17 protein-coding genes and 1 pseudogene are annotated in these 16572 nt (G+C 64.2%); 10 read left to right on the plus strand and 8 right to left on the minus strand.

Translation table 11 applies throughout. The features are described 5' to 3' along the window. The first annotated feature begins 99 nt into the window (after positions 1-99). Both secG and ACVW1C_RS39530 read left to right on the plus strand, forming a co-directional pair. Positions 100-489, plus strand: coding sequence for a preprotein translocase subunit SecG (gene secG / locus ACVW1C_RS39525; RefSeq protein WP_456762834.1), 390 nt, complete (start codon positions 100-102; stop codon positions 487-489). 167 nt (positions 490-656) lie between these two features. Further along, entirely contained in the window at positions 657-2288 is a 1632-nt protein-coding gene (locus tag ACVW1C_RS39530; RefSeq protein ID WP_076857637.1) for a CTP synthase, read from the plus strand. A 19-nt stretch (positions 2289-2307) separates the two neighbouring features. On the opposite strand, the gene ACVW1C_RS39535 is transcribed toward ACVW1C_RS39530, so the two are convergent. From ACVW1C_RS39535 to ACVW1C_RS39545, 3 genes are all read right to left on the minus strand, one after another. Further along, positions 2308-2973, minus strand: coding sequence for a class I SAM-dependent methyltransferase (locus ACVW1C_RS39535; RefSeq protein WP_456762835.1), 666 nt, complete (start codon positions 2971-2973; stop codon positions 2308-2310). A gap of 221 nt (positions 2974-3194) precedes the next feature. After that, positions 3195-4574, minus strand: coding sequence for a sensor histidine kinase (locus ACVW1C_RS39540; protein ID WP_456762836.1), 1380 nt, complete (start codon positions 4572-4574; stop codon positions 3195-3197). Further along, positions 4571-5245: a response regulator transcription factor gene (locus ACVW1C_RS39545; protein WP_176531085.1), complete on the minus strand. Its 675-nt coding sequence runs from the start codon at positions 5243-5245 to the stop codon at positions 4571-4573. The genes ACVW1C_RS39540 and ACVW1C_RS39545 overlap by 4 nt, the downstream gene beginning before the upstream one ends. Before the next feature lie 169 nt (positions 5246-5414). Between ACVW1C_RS39545 and ACVW1C_RS39550 the strand changes: the two genes are divergently transcribed. Beyond that, entirely contained in the window at positions 5415-5741 is a 327-nt protein-coding gene (locus ACVW1C_RS39550; protein ID WP_456762837.1) for an NIPSNAP family protein, read from the plus strand. Between the two features lie 62 nt (positions 5742-5803). Here the strand turns inward: ACVW1C_RS39550 and ACVW1C_RS39555 are convergent, their stop codons facing one another. Next, positions 5804-6139, minus strand: a complete 336-nt coding sequence (locus ACVW1C_RS39555) for a PAAR domain-containing protein (RefSeq protein WP_456762838.1) — start codon at positions 6137-6139, stop codon at positions 5804-5806. Between the two features lie 163 nt (positions 6140-6302). On the opposite strand from ACVW1C_RS39555, the gene kdsA reads away from it, so the two are divergent. Genes kdsA through ACVW1C_RS39570 form a run of 3 tightly spaced genes read left to right on the plus strand, consistent with a single transcriptional unit; the run spans position 6303 to position 8888 of the window. Further along, positions 6303-7163, plus strand: coding sequence for a 3-deoxy-8-phosphooctulonate synthase (gene kdsA / locus ACVW1C_RS39560; protein WP_456763290.1), 861 nt, complete (start codon positions 6303-6305; stop codon positions 7161-7163). A gap of 15 nt (positions 7164-7178) precedes the next feature. Then, positions 7179-8390 carry an MFS transporter gene (locus ACVW1C_RS39565; protein WP_456762839.1) on the plus strand — a complete coding sequence of 404 codons (1212 nt, stop codon included), beginning with the start codon at positions 7179-7181 and terminating at the stop codon, positions 8388-8390. 24 nt (positions 8391-8414) lie between these two features. Beyond that, entirely contained in the window at positions 8415-8888 is a 474-nt protein-coding gene (locus ACVW1C_RS39570) for a hypothetical protein (RefSeq protein WP_456762840.1), read from the plus strand. Positions 8889-9231: 343 nt separating this feature from the next. Here ACVW1C_RS39570 and ACVW1C_RS39575 read toward each other — a convergent pair whose 3' ends face one another. The 3 genes from ACVW1C_RS39575 to queF all read right to left on the minus strand — a co-directional run bounded on the left by ACVW1C_RS39575 (position 9232) and on the right by queF (position 10637). Continuing rightward, the gene (locus tag ACVW1C_RS39575; RefSeq protein ID WP_456762841.1) at positions 9232-9528 is read right to left on the minus strand and encodes an antibiotic biosynthesis monooxygenase; all 297 of its coding nucleotides are present in this window, start codon (positions 9526-9528) and stop codon (positions 9232-9234) included. A gap of 119 nt (positions 9529-9647) precedes the next feature. Beyond that, entirely contained in the window at positions 9648-9821 is a 174-nt protein-coding gene (locus ACVW1C_RS39580) for a DUF1059 domain-containing protein (protein WP_456763291.1), read from the minus strand. A gap of 339 nt (positions 9822-10160) precedes the next feature. Then, positions 10161-10637, minus strand: coding sequence for a preQ(1) synthase (gene queF, locus ACVW1C_RS39585; RefSeq protein ID WP_456762842.1), 477 nt, complete (start codon positions 10635-10637; stop codon positions 10161-10163). Positions 10638-10759: 122 nt separating this feature from the next. Here queF and eno point away from each other — a divergent pair, with 122 nt between their 5' ends. The 3 genes and pseudogenes from eno (at position 10760) to ACVW1C_RS39600 (ending at position 14496) form a co-directional block, all read left to right on the plus strand. Further along, positions 10760-12043, plus strand: coding sequence for a phosphopyruvate hydratase (eno, locus tag ACVW1C_RS39590; protein ID WP_456762843.1), 1284 nt, complete (start codon positions 10760-10762; stop codon positions 12041-12043). 49 nt (positions 12044-12092) lie between these two features. Next, on the plus strand, positions 12093-13232 hold the full coding sequence (locus tag ACVW1C_RS39595; protein WP_456762844.1) for a zinc-binding dehydrogenase: 1140 nt from the start codon (positions 12093-12095) through the stop codon (positions 13230-13232). 191 nt (positions 13233-13423) lie between these two features. After that, positions 13424-14496 (plus strand): annotated as a pseudogene (locus ACVW1C_RS39600) (IS5 family transposase). A gap of 122 nt (positions 14497-14618) precedes the next feature. Here the strand turns inward: ACVW1C_RS39600 and ACVW1C_RS39605 are convergent. Beyond that, positions 14619-15734: a D-alanine--D-alanine ligase family protein gene (locus tag ACVW1C_RS39605; RefSeq protein WP_456762845.1), complete on the minus strand. Its 1116-nt coding sequence runs from the start codon at positions 15732-15734 to the stop codon at positions 14619-14621. A gap of 252 nt (positions 15735-15986) precedes the next feature. Between ACVW1C_RS39605 and ACVW1C_RS39610 the strand changes: the two genes are divergently transcribed. Then, positions 15987-16538: an NADPH-dependent FMN reductase gene (locus ACVW1C_RS39610; protein ID WP_456762846.1), complete on the plus strand. Its 552-nt coding sequence runs from the start codon at positions 15987-15989 to the stop codon at positions 16536-16538. Positions 16539-16572 lie beyond the last annotated feature (34 nt).

A 16572-nucleotide genomic window follows, 5' to 3' on the forward strand; every position in this document is an offset into this window, starting at 1 on the left:
CCGGTCCAATCGTGTAACAGGGCGCGACTTCACGAAAAACCGCAAAGCCGATAGCGCCGTTTGTCTGGCCGCTTGGCGGCTTGTGACGGAAGGCTTGCGATGCAGACTGTCGTTATCATTATCCATCTCATGATCGTCGCCGTCATGATCGGCGCTGTTCTGCTACAGAAATCCGAAGGCGGCGGCCTTGGCATGGGCGGCGGCGCCGGCTTCATGTCGAGCCGCGGCACCGCGAATCTGTTGTCGCGGACCACCGCGATCCTCGCGGCGGGCTTCTTCCTGACCAGCCTGTTCCTGTCCTGGTATGCGGGCTACGACCGCAAGCCGAGCTCGATCATCGGCACCGGCGCACCGGCGCAGACCCAGCCGGCCGGCGGCGCGCCGATCACTCCACCGACCTCCGGTGGCATCCTCGATTCGCTGAAGAAGACCGACGAGCAGCAGGGGCAGCAGGCTCCGACCGGCCCGCAGGCACCACGGTCGCAATAAAGCAGGGGCGCCATGCAGGATGCGGCGCTGGCATCCTGCATCAGAAATCCCCATCAATGCTCTGAAATCGCTTCCAATTTAATGTAACCCACAGCCCGGTGGAATGTTTGCCGGGAACAGCCGATTCGTTTTGCGAATCGCTGGAGTCGGCTTAAAGGTAAAGTCCCATGGCGCGGTACATATTCATCACCGGCGGCGTGGTCTCCTCGCTCGGAAAGGGTCTGGCATCAGCGGCGCTCGGCGCTTTGCTGCAGGCCCGAGGCTACAAAGTCCGCCTTCGCAAGCTCGATCCCTATCTCAACCTCGATCCCGGAACGATGTCGCCGTATCAGCACGGCGAAGTGTTCGTGACCGACGACGGCGCCGAGACCGATCTCGATCTCGGCCATTACGAGCGATTCACCGGTCGCCCGGCCACCAAGGCCGACAACATCACGACCGGGCGGATCTACCAGGACATCATCACCAAGGAGCGCCGCGGCGATTATCTCGGCGCCACCATCCAGGTGGTCCCGCACGTCACCAACGCGATCAAGGAATTCGTGCTGTCGGGCAACGACGAGTACGATTTCGTGCTGGTCGAGATCGGCGGCACCGTCGGCGACATCGAGGGCCTGCCGTTCTTCGAGGCGATCCGTCAGCTCAAGAACGAGCTACCGCGCGATCACGCCGTCTACATTCACCTGACGCTTTTGCCGTACATTCCAAGTGCCGGCGAACTCAAGACAAAGCCGACGCAGCATTCCGTCAAGGAGCTGCGCTCGATCGGCATCCAGCCGGACATCCTGCTGTGCCGCACCGACCGTGAAATCCCGAAGGAAGAGCGGCGCAAGCTCGGCCTGTTCTGTAACGTGCGCGAGAGCGCCGTGATCGAGGCGCGCGACGTCGACAACATCTACGCCGTGCCGGAGGCCTATCACGCCGCCGGCCTCGACGACGAGGTGCTGGCCGCGTTCGGCATCACGGCGAAGATTCCGCCGGCGCTGCAGAGCTGGAACGTCATCAACGAGCGCGTCCGCAATCCGGAAGGCGCGGTGACGATCGCGATCGTCGGCAAGTACACCGGCATGAAGGACGCCTACAAATCGCTGATCGAGGCGCTCTCGCATGGCGGCATCGCCAACAAGGTGAAGGTCAATCTCGATTGGATCGAGAGCGAGGTGTTCGAGAACGAGGACCCGGCGCCATTCCTTGAGCATGTCAACGGCATCCTGGTGCCCGGCGGCTTCGGCCAGCGCGGCGCCGAGGGCAAGATCCGGGCGGCGCAGTTCGCGCGCGAGCGTGACGTGCCGTATTTCGGCATCTGCTTCGGCATGCAGATGGCCGTGATCGAGGCGGCGCGCAATCTGGTCGGCATCGAGGAGGCCAACTCGACCGAGTTCGGCCCGACCAACGAGCCGCTGGTCGGCCTGATGACCGAATGGCTGCGCGGCAACGAGCTCGAGAAGCGCTCGCAGAGCGGCGACCTCGGCGGCACCATGCGGCTCGGGGCCTATCCCGCGGCGCTGAACCGCGGCAGCCGCGTCTCGCAGGTCTATGGCGGCGCGACCGAGATCTCCGAGCGGCACCGCCATCGCTACGAGGTCAACACCGCCTACAAGGACCGCCTCGAGCAGCACGGCCTGCGTTTCTCCGGCATGTCGCCCGATGGCGTGCTGCCCGAGATCGTCGAATACGAGGACCATCCCTGGTTCATCGGCGTCCAGTTCCACCCCGAGCTGAAGTCGCGGCCCTTTGAACCGCACCCGCTGTTTGCGTCGTTCATCGAGGCAGCGGCGAAGCAGAGCCGGCTGATGTAAGCGGACATCAGCTGCGCCGTCACACGGCGGCGCAGTCCTTGCTGGCCCGGCGTTCCTTCTTGATCGGTGAGACGCCTGCATCGGCGGCAGGAGTGACGTCGCGCGTGATCAGCTTGTATTGCGGGCGTCGCGTCAGCCGGTAGACCGCGGCAGGCGGCACGTTGAGGATGGCGCGATCGACCAGCGTGGCGCGCAGACCGAGCCGGTCGAGGATCGGTCGCGGTACCGGGCAGCGCATGCCGTAGGTGAATTGATAGAATGCGCCATTGGGACGCATGTAGCTGAATGCGCCGCTGACGATCGAGATCACCTTGCGCGGCGACATGTTGAGCAGCGGCAGTCCGCTGACCACGGCGCCGACCGGCGCGCCCTCATACAGCCGTTCCGAGGCCAGCCGCGCGGCGTCCATCCACAGCACGCGCGCGCCGGGAAAGCGGAGCTGCAACAGCCGCATGAAATCCGAACCGTATTCGATCAACGTGAGATCCTGTTGGCGCACGCCGCGCTTCAGCAGCTGATAGGTGAAGGCGCCCGTTCCAGGACCGAGCTCCAGCACCGGACCGGTCTTGGCGCTGATGTCGCGCGTGATCAGTTCGGCGAGCGCTGCGCCCGAGGGCGCGATGGCGCCGACGCGGCCGGGGGCTGCCATCCACGCCGTGAAGAAAGACAGAAGATCATGTGCCATTGGGATTCCCAGCAAAATGTCGCCGCGCCTCGACTCGATTGCGCGGCGCGTTCTCTTCTTTGCGTGGCCTGCATTGCGACAACATTGCGCGATGTTGCTGAAGCCCGTTCGGATTGAATCGGAACGGGCTCCAGACTCTGGTCCGACCCGTTTCCTTCACGCGAACCGGTGCCCATCCCGGATCAAGTCCGGGACAAACGTCGCTCGAAAACGCGCTGGCATCACGATGCGAACGGTGCCGGCGGTAATGTGAGACGGAAGCTCGCGCCGCCCGTCGGGCCATCGAGCACGGAGACGTGACCGCCATGCAGTCTAGCGATCTCGCGCACCATGTTGAGTCCGAGGCCGGCGCCGCGATCGAGCGGCGCGAGCCGATAGAACGGATCGAAGATCCGCGTGCGCTCATCCTTCGGAATGCCGTTGCCTTCATCGGTGACGTCGATCGTCGCGGCGCTGCCGACATGGATGGTGATGGTGCCGCGGCGGCCGCCATGCTGGATGGCGTTCTGCACGAGATTGGTCAGCGCGCGCTCGAGCGCAGCGCGGTCGCCGATCGTTTCGACCCGATCGGCCGATGTATCGAGCGACAATTCGTAGCCGGCCGCGATCGCGAGCGGCGCGAGATCGGCGGCGACGTTGCGCGCGACCGCGACGAGATCGACGCGGCCGAACGGATTGCGGCACTGGTCGAAGCGCTGGATGTCGAGCAGCTGCTCGGCGAGCGTCGCAAGCCGTGCCGCATCCTCGAGCAGGCGGGTTTTCTCCGGCCCTGACGGCAGCGACTCCAGCCGCGTGTTGAGGATCGCGATCGGCGTGCGCAGTTCGTGCGCGGCGTCGGCGACGAAGCGCTGGTGGCGCGAATAGCCGTCGTCGAGCCGCGTCAGCGCATCGTTGACGGCGCTCACCAGCGGCGCGACCTCGAGCGGCAAATGGTCGGCCGACAGCCGGCTGCCGCGCTGGCGGAAATCGATCCGGCGGGCTTCGTCGGCCGTGGAGTCGACGCCCGCAAACGCGCGCCGCACCACCATCGGCGTCGCGATGAAGGTGGCGCACGCCATCAGCAACAGGCCGGGCAGGGCAATGGCAAGGAATGCCAGCGTCGTGGCGAGGGCTGTCTTGACGCTCGATGTCGGCCCTTGCGTGGCCGTGAGCACCTGCACGGGGCCGGCGTCGGAATTGACGCGTTTGAGCCGCGCCGGCGGCTTGCGCGGATCGTCCTCGAACATCTGCCAGCCGAGCCTGGCCTGGCTGATCTGGTCGAGTGCATCGCCGATCCTGGCGAATTCGGGCGGCACTGCGCCTTCCGCCAGCGAATGGCCTTGCCGGTCGCGCACCAGGAACCAGAGGTCTGGCGTGTTCTCGCGCAGCTGTTTGAGGTCGGCGGTCGGGCGCAACACCAGATTGCCCTGCGCATCGCGCGCGATCGCGTTCTGCACGATGGAGATGACGTGATCCTCGTCGCGCGGAACGATCAGGAAACCGGTGGCGCACAGCGCGCTGATCAGGCAGACGATCAGCATGGCGAGCAGCAGCGCCTGAAGCGTCACCAGCCGCCAGCTCAGCTTCGAGCGCAGGCAGTAGTGATCGGCGGGTTCGCTCATGATACCTGCTTCAGCAGGTAGCCCACGCCCCGGATGCTGTGGATCTCGACGCCGGCATCGGAGTCGGCGAGCTTGCGCCGCAGCCGCGAGACGTGAGCGTCGAGCGCGTTGGACTGGATCTCGTCCTCGAAATTGTAGACGGCTTCCTCGAGCGTCGCGCGCAGCACGGTGCGGCCCATCCGGCGCAGCAGCGTCTCCAGCACCAGCAGTTCGCGTCGGGGCAGTTCGAGCGGGCGGCCATTGACGCTGGCCTCGCGATGGCTGCAATCGAAGGCCATCCGGCCGGCCTTGATGATCTCGAACTGCACGCCGGCGGGGCGGCGCAGCACGGCGCGCAGCCGCGCCAGCAGCTCCTCGACCGCGAAGGGTTTTGCCAGATAGTCGTCGGCGCCGCTGTCAAGGCCGGTGATGCGGTCGGCGAGATCGCCGCGCGCGGTCAGCACGATGATCGGAACGCCGTCGGCCTTGGCGCGCAGCTTCGGGATCAGCGTGAGGCCGTCGCCGTCGGGAAGCTGGCGGTCGAGCAGGACGGCGCCATGCACGTCGGCGGAAATCGCTTCCTCGGCCTCGGCAAGGGTCGGCACATGATCGACGACCATGTCGTAGCCCTTCAGCGCCTGCGACAGTGCCGCCGCCATTTCGGCCTCGTCTTCAACCAGCAGTATCCGCATGTGCTTCTGGGTCCAGCTCCACTACGGCCGGTTGTAGGGCAAGTAACATTGCCACAACATTGCGGAAATGGCCGCCTGCCGCGAGCAGGGGTGCCATGTTGTCACTCCCTCAAGACAGTCCGGAAGGCGCTGGCTATAACCGCCCGCGCAACAATTGGGAGGACCGCCAATGATCTACGAGACCCGCGTCTATCGCTGTCTGCCGGGCCGGCTGCCGGCGCTGCTGAAGCGCTTCGAGACCATCACGCTGAAGCTCTGGGACAAGCACGGCATCAGGCAGGCCGGCTTCTTCACGACGCTGGTCGGCGAATCCAACCAGGAGCTGACCTATCTGCTGGCCTGGGAATCGCTCGCCGAGCGCGAGAAGAAATGGACCGCATTCGCGACCGATCCGGAATGGATCGCCGCGCGCGCCAAGACCGAGGAAGACGGCCAGATCGTCCTCAACATCGTCAACCAGCTGTTGGTGCCGACCGCGTTTTCGTCGGTCAAGTGACGCCGGCGCGGAGTTGAGCGGCGCGATGGCGAGACGTCGTCGCGCGCCCGACCCCGGTGCGGCTATTGCGGGCACCCCGAGGTCTGATCGCCCTCGCGGACCATCGGCTTGCCGTTGATGAAGACGCCGTGGCTGCCTGAAGTGGTCTTGCCGCCGCAATGCGTGCGATCGCCCATCACCACGGCCGGCTTGCCGTTGATCAGGACGTTGGGGACGCCCTCGACGAGCGGGCCGCCATTGCTGGTGGTGTCGCCGCTGCGCGCGGCCGGCTTGCCGTTGACGGTGACGCCGGCGGCGCCGCCGGTGACGACGCCGGGTTGGCTGCTGGTCTCGGCCTGCGCCAGGCCCGGCGTCGCCGATAGGACGGTCACAGCTCCGATCACAACCGATATGCGCATTTCGTTCCTCGTGGGAATCCATTCCGCGACAACTTTAGGAGCGGTTGGGGCAGGATTGTGATAGCAGGGCGCACCCACGGCGTCAGCGCAACCCCCTCATCGTGCGGGATGGCTTGATCCCTCCGGCGCGGGATTGCATGGTCGCCGGCAAAAAGGATGCAGCATTTTGACAAATCAGGTTTCCGCGCCAGCCGCCGCGCCGATCGTTGCCGTCGGATCGGCCAAATTCGGCAATGCGTTGCCAATCTCGATCATCGCCGGTCCCTGCCAGCTCGAGAGCCGTGCGCATGCGCTCGAAGTGGCGTCCGCGCTGAAGGAGATCGCAGCAAGGCTCAAGATCGGTCTGGTGTACAAGACCTCGTTCGACAAGGCGAACCGCACCAGCGCGTCGGCCGCGCGCGGCATCGGGCTGAAGCAGGCGCTGCCGATCTTCGCCGAGATCCGGTCTTCGCTCGGGCTGCCCGTGCTGACCGACGTGCATGAACCCGACCAGTGCGCTGAGGCGGCGCAGGCGGTCGATGTGTTGCAGATTCCGGCCTTCCTGTGCCGGCAGACCGATCTCTTGCTGGCCGCGGCCGCGACGGGGAAGGTCGTCAACGTCAAGAAGGGGCAATTTCTGGCGCCGTGGGACATGACCAATGTGGTCAGCAAGATCACCGGCGCCGGCAATGCCAATGTGCTGGTCACCGAGCGCGGCGCGTCGTTCGGCTACAACACGCTGGTCTCCGACATGCGCGCGCTGCCGATCCTGGCGCGCACCACCGGCGCGCCTGTGATCTTCGACGCCACCCATTCGGTGCAACAGCCGGGCGGCAAGGGCACGTCCTCGGGCGGCGAACGCGAATTCGTACCGGTGCTGGCGCGCGCCGCGGTCGCGGTCGGCGTTGCCGGCGTGTTCATCGAGACCCATCCTGATCCGGATCACGCGCCGTCCGACGGCCCCAACATGGTGCCGCTCCGCGACTTCGAATCCCTGGTCAAGCGGCTGATGCAGTTCGACGCGCTCGCCAAGACGGCAGCCTGACCGGCGGACGACGACATGACCGCAACGAGCGGCATGCCGCCGGCCCTCAACGTCATCACGCTGGCGACCTTCGCGGCGAGCCTGTCGGTGCGCGCACTCGATCCGGTGCTGCCGCATGTCGCGGAGGATTTCGGCGTCAGCATCGCGACCGCGGCGAGCTTCGCCGCAGTGTTTGCCTTCACCTTTGCCGCGGTCCAGCCGGCGATCGGCGCCGCCGCCGATTTGTTCGGCAAGGCGCGGCTGATGACGATCTGCCTCGGCCTGCTCGGCGTCGCCAACATCCTTGGCGCACTCTCGACCTCGTTTCCGATGCTGTTCGTGACCCGCATCCTCGCCGGCATCGGCTCGGGCGGCGTGTTTCCCGTAGCGCTGTCGCTGACCAGCGATCTCGTCGGTCCCGACAAGCGGCAGCTTGCGATCGGGCGAACGCTCGCAGGCTCGATGACCGGCAACCTGCTCGGCGCCACGGCCTCCGGTCTGATCGGCGATTTCCTCGGCTGGCGCGGTGTGCTCGCCGTGCTCGGCGGCCTCGTGATCATCGCAGCGCTGGCGGTTGCGGCCGGCTTTCGCGGCGCTGCGCTGAACCGTCCGCCGCGCACCAGCCTGAAGGCGCTGCGTCACGGCTATCGCACCATCTTCACCAATCCGAACGCGCGGATCTGCTATTCCGCGGTCTTCATCGAAGGCTGCTGCGTGCTCGGGCTGTTTCCCTTCATCGCCTCGTTCCTGTTCGAGCTCGGCGAGACCTCGCTCTCGATCGCCGGCATCGTGATCGCGGGCTTTGCAATCGGTGGATTGCTCTACACGCTGACGGTGGCGCGCCTGCTGCCGCTGATTGGCGTGAGGGGCATGATGGTCGTCGGCGCAACGCTGGTCGGCATCCAGCTGGTCGGCGTCGCCTTCGGGCCGCACTGGAAGCTGCAGATGGCGGGCCTCCTGGTGATGGGCCTCGGCTTCTACATGATCCATGGCTGCCTGCAGGTGTTCGCCAGCGAGCTGTCGGTCGAGGCGCGCGCCACCGCGCTGTCGCTGCACTCGTTCTTCTTCTTCTTCATGGGGCAGACCGTCGGCCCGATCGCCTATGGCTTCGGCCTGCAACATGCCGGCAAGACCGCGACGCTCGTCTCCGCTGCCGCCGTGATGGTCGTGCTCGGCTTCATCTGCGCGAGATTCCTGAAGCAGCGGCGACCGGCCGACGCCGACCTGCGCCCGGACGTCGAGCCCTAGCGATCCCACAGGGGATGTTCACGTATGCATCAAGGCATTGTGGCGGTCAGTCGCCGAAATGCCAGGTGCGGATACCATGACATCGAATGTCGCCGCAAAGCGGCTTTAACGGTGGTCTCGACCTTGAACGAACCATCCGCCGGTGTTCAGACCCAGATATCCACCGCATCGCCTTTGGTCGTGGCCCTATCGCTGCCAGCCGGATCGGCGTATGCTTTCCACATCGCCGCTCGGCCCGTGGCTTCTATCGGTGATGAGAACGCCGGTTGCGCTTTCGCCCCACTCAGGGAGCAGCGCAGCCAAATGATCAGTTTGCCGCATATTTCAGTGTATTTTTCCTGCGAGAGCTGTGGTGCCACGTATGAGGCCTCACAGGATCGCAATGATCGCAGTGGAAAGTTTCACTGCGTTCATTGCGCCAGATTGGTGCATCAATGGTCGGGCACCTTCAGCTATTTGGGCTGGCGATTGTTCCGCACGTCCGCCGAGCTGTCATGATCGGTCATTGCATCCTTTGTGAGGACACGCGCTGGGTCTGTGAGAGTCACGCGGACCAGCCATGGACAGGTCCCGGCGGCTCAGTTCCTGTTGGCTACGCAACAATCTCGCTTCGCCACGGCAGACGCGCCGGGCGGACGCGCTCGCGAGCCGCCCAGAGTGGGCGGAGCTGCGAGAGGAACCTTGCATCCCCTCGCAGCCCATTATGGGTTTGCGACCGCTAGATCAGATGGAAGGTGTGCATACCCATCGCGGCAAAGATCGCCGAAACGTCATGATCCACCTCAGGGCCGCCATGCGCCGTTTGAGAGACGTCGGACGCAAGCGCTTATTCCCACAACCGTTATTTCAGGGATGAGATGACCGGACCCGCAACCGGATCGGTTAGGCCGAGACCGTTGCCGAGATCTTCGAGCGTGTCGCGAAAGGAATTCAGAGTGGAAATCATGGCTGGCCGCGCCTCGATGCACGCGTCCATATCTTGCCACTCGGCGATCATGCAGTAGGAACGGTCACCGGTTTTAATAATGCTGGCGTGCAATAAACCCGGCCAGGTTGTTCCAATTGTCTTGTGAGCGTCCAAGAACTCTTGATCGCGCCCCGGCTTCACTCGAAAACGCACAGCATTGAAAGCGGTCACCGTCTTCTCCCAAAGCACTGAGACGCTCCCGTAGAGGAAGCGCGCTTACGTAGGTCGCGCAGCTTGAAAGCGGATGCATTCACTTCCGCTGCGCGGCGGTCACGGATCGATTGGCCCGCCTACTGGGTCTTTATCATCTTCGCCAATTCATGGCGCAATTCTGGACTATCATGATGGCCATGCACCGCGACAGCGTGTTGTACAGCCGCTTCCAGAAGTTCCTTTTGAGTATCAGCTGAAATCGCGATCGTGCAGTTCATCTCACTTGGGTAATCTCGGCAATCCAAAAACATTCTACCCAAATCTGCCTCCGTCAATACGAGTATACTATTCGCCGTGCTGAACTACTCCCACTCACGATAATGCCCGCGTCTGCTCACTATGCCTGACTTCTTCAAATGATAGCTCATGGCCGGCCAGCTTACCCGCCGCCTATAGCGAGCGTGCCAATCGTCTTCGATCGTGGTCGCTTCGGCCACATTGGCGCAGCCATTATCGGAGCAGCCATTATCGAACATATCACACATCGAAGGGAGCGCCACGTCAGTTCCTGGCCCAAGGCCGACATGCATGTCGGCTTCTGCGCCGGTTTCCGAAGATCAGCAGGCGTGGCGAACCGAAGGGGGCCCGACCTAACCCCGCCCGCGATACGTCGCCACACCCTGGTCGGGAACCCAGATGCCCTTCGGCAATCTTCCGGTCTGGAAGAACACGTCGATCGGGATGCCGCCGCGCGGGTACCAGTAGCCGCCGATGCGCAGCCATTTCGGCTTGACCTCGTCTGATATCCGCCGGCCGATCATGACCGTGCAATCCTCATGGAATGCGCCGTGATTGCGGAAGCTCGCGGCGAACAGCTTCAGCGATTTGGATTCCAAGAGCCAGCGGCCCGGCACATAGTCGATCACCAGATGCGCGAAATCCGGTTGGCCCGTCACCGGGCAGATCGAGGTGAATTCCGGCACCGTGAAGCGCACCAGATAATCGGTGCCAGCCTGCGGATTGGGCACGCGGTCGAGCCGCGCCTTTTCCGGCGCGTCGGGCCATTCCACCGCACGGCCGAGTTGCAGGCCGGGGGAGGTCGTTGATTTGCTGGATTTCTTCGCCATTCGGGGTCTCCGTGGGGGTCTCCTAGCCTATGATCGGGCGTCCGTCACCCGGCCTTTTCCCCCTCGATGCATTGCGCTAGAAGCACCGCCATCCGACACCCTCACTGCCACAAGAGGTACTCATGACTGACATCGTCGACATCATCGGCCGCGAAATCCTGGATAGCCGCGGCAACCCCACGGTCGAGGTCGATGTGGTGCTGGAGGATGGGTCAATCGGCCGTGCGGCGGTGCCGTCGGGCGCGTCCACCGGCGCCCATGAGGCGGTGGAACTGCGCGACGGCGACAAGTCGCGCTATCTCGGCAAGGGCGTGGAAAAGGCGGTTGCCGCCGTCAACGGCGAGATCTTCGAGGCGCTCAGCGACCAGGCCGTCGAGGAGCAGGTCGCGATCGACCAGATCATGATCGAGCTCGACGGCACGCCGAACAAGAGCCGGCTTGGCGCCAACGCCATCCTCGGCGTGTCGCTGGCCTGCGCCAAAGCCGCGGCCGAATCCTTCGACATGCCGCTGTATCGGTATGTCGGCGGCACCTCGGCGCGGACGCTGCCGGTGCCGATGATGAACATCATCAATGGCGGCGTGCATGCCGACAACCCGATCGACTTCCAGGAATTCATGATCCTGCCGGTCGGCGCCACGTCGTTTGCCGAGGCGCTGCGTTGCGGTTCGGAAATCTTCCACACGCTGCGCGGCGAGTTGAAGAAGGCCGGCCACAACACCAATGTCGGCGACGAGGGCGGCTTTGCGCCGAACCTGCCGTCGGCCGATGCCGCGCTCGAGTTCGTCATGAACGCGATCGGCAAGGCCGGCTACAAGGCGGGCGACGATGTCGTGCTCGGCCTCGACTGCGCCTCCACCGAATTCTTCAAGGAAGGCGCCTACGTCTACGGCGGCGAGAACAAGACCCGCTCGCGTTCGGAGCAGGTGAAGTATCTCGCCGATCTCGTCGGCCGCTATCCGATCGTCACCATCGAGGACGGCATGTCGGAAGACGACATGGACGGCTGGAAGGAGCTGACGGACGCGATCGGCAAGAAGTGCCAGCTGGTCGGCGACGATTTGTTCGTCACCAACGTCACGCGGCTTGCCGACGGCATCAAGAACGGCCGCGGCAATTCGATCCTGGTCAAGGTCAACCAGATCGGCACGCTGACCGAGACGCTTGCGGCGATCGAGATGGCCTACAAGGCCGGCTACACCGCCGTGATGTCCCATCGCTCCGGCGAAACCGAGGACTCCACGATCGCCGACCTCGCGGTCGCCACCAATTGCGGGCAGATCAAGACCGGCTCGCTAGCGCGCTCCGACCGCACCGCCAAGTACAACCAGCTGCTGCGCATCGAGCAGCAGCTCGGCACGCAGGCGAAATACGCGGGCAGGGCGGCCTTGAAGGCGCTGGCCTAGCGCCCCAACTGATCGGGACTGAACAAGACGCTAAAAAAGGGAGGTCGGGATGAGTGACGGCAAGAGCGGTCTGCAGCTGCGTTCGCTGCTCAAGAAGGACGGCGAACTGGAATTGTCGCTGGTCAATGTCCCGACCCCCGAGCCCGGTCCCGACGAGGTCGTGGTCCGGGTCGAGGCGACCCCGATCAACCCGTCCGACCTCGGGCTCCTGATCGGCCCGGCCAACATGGCGGCGGCAAGGGTCTCCGGCAGCAAGGAATTGCCTGTGGTGACCGCCCGCGTGTCGGAAGCGGCGTTGCCTGGCCTCGCCGCGCGGCTCGACGAGTCGATGCCGGTCGGCAATGAAGGCGCCGGTGTCGTGATCAGGACCGGCTCGTCGGACGCTGCGAAAGCGCTGATGGGCCGCACCGTCGCGATGATTGGCGGCGCGATGTATGCGCAATACCGCACGCTGCGCGTCAACGAATGCCTGCCGCTGCCCGACGGCACCACGCCGGCGGAAGGCGCATCCTGCTTCGTCAATCCGCTGACCGCGCTCGGCATGACCGAGACGATGCGGCGCGAGGGGCACAAGGCGCTGGTGCACACGGCGGCGGCGTCGAACCTCGGCCAGATGCTCAACAAGATCTGCCTCAAGGACGGCATCGGCCTGGTCAACATCGTGCGCAACAAGGAGCAGGCCGACATCCTGCACAAGATCGGCGCCAAACATGTCGTCGATTCCAGCGCGCCCGATTTCATGGACAAGCTCACCGGCGCGCTGGTCGAGACCGGCGCGACCATCGCCTTCGATGCGATCGGCGGCGGCAAGCTCGCCGGCCAGATCCTGGTCGCGATGGAAACCGCGATCAACAAGACCGCCAAGGTCTACAGCCGCTACGGCTCGAACGTGCACAAGCAGGTCTACGTCTATGGCGGCCTCGATACCCGCGACATCGAGCTGCCGCGCGGCTTCGGCATGGCCTGGGGCATCGGCGGCTGGCTGCTGTTCCCGTTCCTGATGAAGATCGGTCCGGAGGCTGGCAACAAGCTGCGCCAGCGCGTGGTGGCCGAGCTGAAGACGACTTTCGCCAGCCATTATACCAAGGTGGTGTCGCTGCAGGAGGCCCTGCAGCTCGACAACATAGCGGTCTACGGCAAGCGCGCCACCGGCGAGAAATTCCTGATCAACCCGAACAAGGGCGCGTGACGAACCGCGTCTGGAGCATTCGGTTCTGATTGAATCAGAACCGAAGCTCCTGCTTCTTGCATTGACGCGTTTTCTTCACGCGAACCGGCCCCCACTTCGCTCGAAAACGCTCTAGCAGTCTGCTGAAGAACTCCTCGCCACGGAGGGGGCTTGATGATTCACTTTATCATCTCGATTCGGTGGAGATGATGATGCGCGGCAGGTTTACGGATCAGGGCGGCCTGTTTTCGTACATTGCGCCGGATAAGCGTGTGCCAGCGAACCATCCGCTGCGGCAGGTTCGGGAACTTGTCCGGGACGTTTTGAGTGATTTGAACCGCAGCCTTGGGAGGCTCTACGCCAGCGAGGGACGCCCTTCGATCCCTCCAGAGCAATTGTTGAGCGCCTTGCTGCTGCAGGTGTTCTGGAACGCCAGTTGATGGAGCAACTGGACTACAATCTTTTGTACCGCTGGTTCGTGGGACTGTCGCCGGACGATCCGGTGTGGGACCCGACCACCTTCACCAAGAACCGGGAGCGGCTGCAGAACGGCGATGTGTTCACGAAGTTCATGACCAGGCTTCTGAACCATCCGCAGGTCAAACCGCTGCTGTCGGACGAGCACTTCTCGGTGGATGGAACGCTGATCGAAGCCTGGGCTTCACAGAAGAGCTTTCGCCCCAAGGACGGCAGCGGCGACGATGAGGACGGCGCCAACTTCCACGGCCAGAAGCGCAAGAACGACACCCATGCGAGCACCAGCGATCCGGACAGCAGGCTTTATCGCAAGGCGGCCGGACGGGAGGCCAAGCTTTGCTATATGGGCCACGTCACCATGGAGAATCGGCATGGGCTGGCGGTGGCCGGCAGGGTCACACATGCCGATGGCACCGCCGAACGCCGGGCTTCGGAGACCATGCTGAGGGCGAGACGCAAAGCCGCAGGCCGCCGTATCACCGCCGGTGAGGACAAGGCGTACGATACCGTCGATCATGTCGCCAATCTTCGCGCCATCGGCGTGACGCCGCATGTGACGCAGAACCAGGCCGTCACCAAAACCGGCAAGACCCGCAACAGCGCCATCGACGAACGAACCACGCGGCATCCGGGATATGGCATGTCGCAATCACGCCGGGCGATGGTCGAGTGCATCTTCGGATGGGGCAAGCAGCACGGCACCATGCGCAAGACCAAACATCGTGGCATCGGCCGCGTCGCCGCCGATTTCCTGCTCAATCTGATCGCCTATAACCTGATCCGCATTCCCAAACTGCTTGCCGCCTAGCCACCCCGCGTCAGGGTACACCCAACACCAGCCTGGAAAACTATAACCAACTCCACCGCGCCGACCCAACAACGGCCGCAACAACAAGAAAGCTCTCCATTTCAAGGTTTTTCAGCAGACTGCTAGTCGCGCTCGAATGCCAGCTTCCTGGAGCGTTTGTGACGCTCCAGGGCGTGGCCGATCAGGACATCCATCAGCTCGGATTGCGGCAGGCCGCTGGCCTCCCACAGCCGCGGATACATGCTGATATTGGTGAAACCGGGCAGGGTGTTTGCCTCGTTCACGAAGGCCTGCTCGCCGTGCAGGAAGAAGTCGATCCGCGCCATGCCCTCGCAGCCGAGCACGCCGAACGTCTTGATGGCGAGCTCCCTGATGGTTTCGGCAACGCCAGCCGGCACATTGGCCGGCACCTGCAGCAGCGCGCCGTCCGCATCGAGATACTTCGCGTCGTAGGAATAAAAGCCGTGCTTGTCGGACGGAACGATCTCGCCGAGCTGGGAGGCGCGGACGCGGCCCTCGGCGTCCTCGAGCACGGAGCATTCGACCTCGCGGATCGGCGCGACACCGCGCTCGACCAGGATCTTGGTGTCGAAGCGGAACGCCAATCTGCAGCCGGCCTCGAACTCCTCCGCGGTGCGCGCCCTCGACACGCCGACCGATGATCCCATGTTGGCGGGCTTGACGAAGACCTCCTGCGACCCCAGCGCGCTGACCGCGTCGTCATAGCTGATGGGAGCGGCTCTCGACATCGCGACAAAGGGGACGATCGGCAAGCCCGCTTCGCGCATCAGGCGCTTGGCGATGTCCTTGTCCATGCCGGCCGCCGAACCCATCACGCGCGAGCCGACATAGGCGACATCCGACAATTCCAGCGCGCCCTGCACCGTGCCATCCTCGCCGTTCGGTCCATGCAGGACCGGGAAGACGACGTCGAACGCCGGCAATTCCGCTGGTCCCGCCGCCGGTCCCCGAAGCACCACGACGCGGCCCTGTCCGCCCGGCAGCAAAGCGAGTTGCGGTCCCTGGTCTGGAATGGTCAGCGCGCCGCTCCCCGTGCCGGCGCCGTTTCCCGCATCGGTGACCACCCAGCGGCCATCGCGCGTGATGCCGATCGCCGTCGCATCATAGCGATCCGGGTCGAGTGAGCGAAGCACGTTGGCCGCTGATGCCCGCGAAACGTCGTGCTCGGCGGAACGGCCACCGAACAGGATCGCGACCCGGATCTTGCGCTCTGGCATTGTTTGGCCTCTCGACGTCGGCGGGTGATGTGGGAATCCGTGGCAGTATGCTCGGACGAAGATGTCGACAATTTGCTACGCATGGTCCGGGCCGGCGCTTCGGGACCTCCTGGTTGGGTGACGCCCCGATGTTCACGCAATTTCGCGAACGCTACGTTTCCGGAATTGGACGATCCATGCACTTGCATCGTTCTTGGCGTGCCGGTAGGTGAAGTGCACCGGTCTTACGCGTAACCCGAGGGGAATTTTGCAATGGCCTATAACATCGTCACCGTCGTCGGCAGTATCCGCAAGCAGAGCTTCTCGCTCAAGATCGCCAATGCGCTGGCCAAGCTCGCGCCAGCCTCGCTGAAGCTCGATGTGACGACCCTCGGGGGCATTTCGTTCTTCAACCAGGACCTCGAGGCGGCGCCGCCGGCGGACTGGCTGACCTTTCGCGAGAAGCTGCAGAAGTCGAACGGCGTGCTGTTCGTGACGCCCGAATACAACCGCTCGATCCCGGGAGTCCTGAAGAACGCGATCGACGTCGCCTCGCGGCCTTACGGCAAGAGCTCGTTCATCGGCAAGCCGGTCGGCATCATCGGCAACTCGCCCGGACCGCTCGGCGGTGTCAGCGCGGTGAAGCATCTGCAGAACATCCTGCCGGGCATTTCCGGCCCGATCCTCGGTCAGCCGGAAGCCTATCTAAACGGCGTCGGCGATGCCTTCGACGAGCAGGGCGAGCTGACCAAGGAGTCGCTCAAGGGCGTGTTGCAGCAGTACCTCGACGCCTTCGCGGCCTTTATCGAAAAGCAGAACCGCTGATCCAGTGGCTCGTTCCGATTGAATCGGAATGGGC

The organism is Bradyrhizobium sp. USDA 4011 (assembly GCF_054063415.1).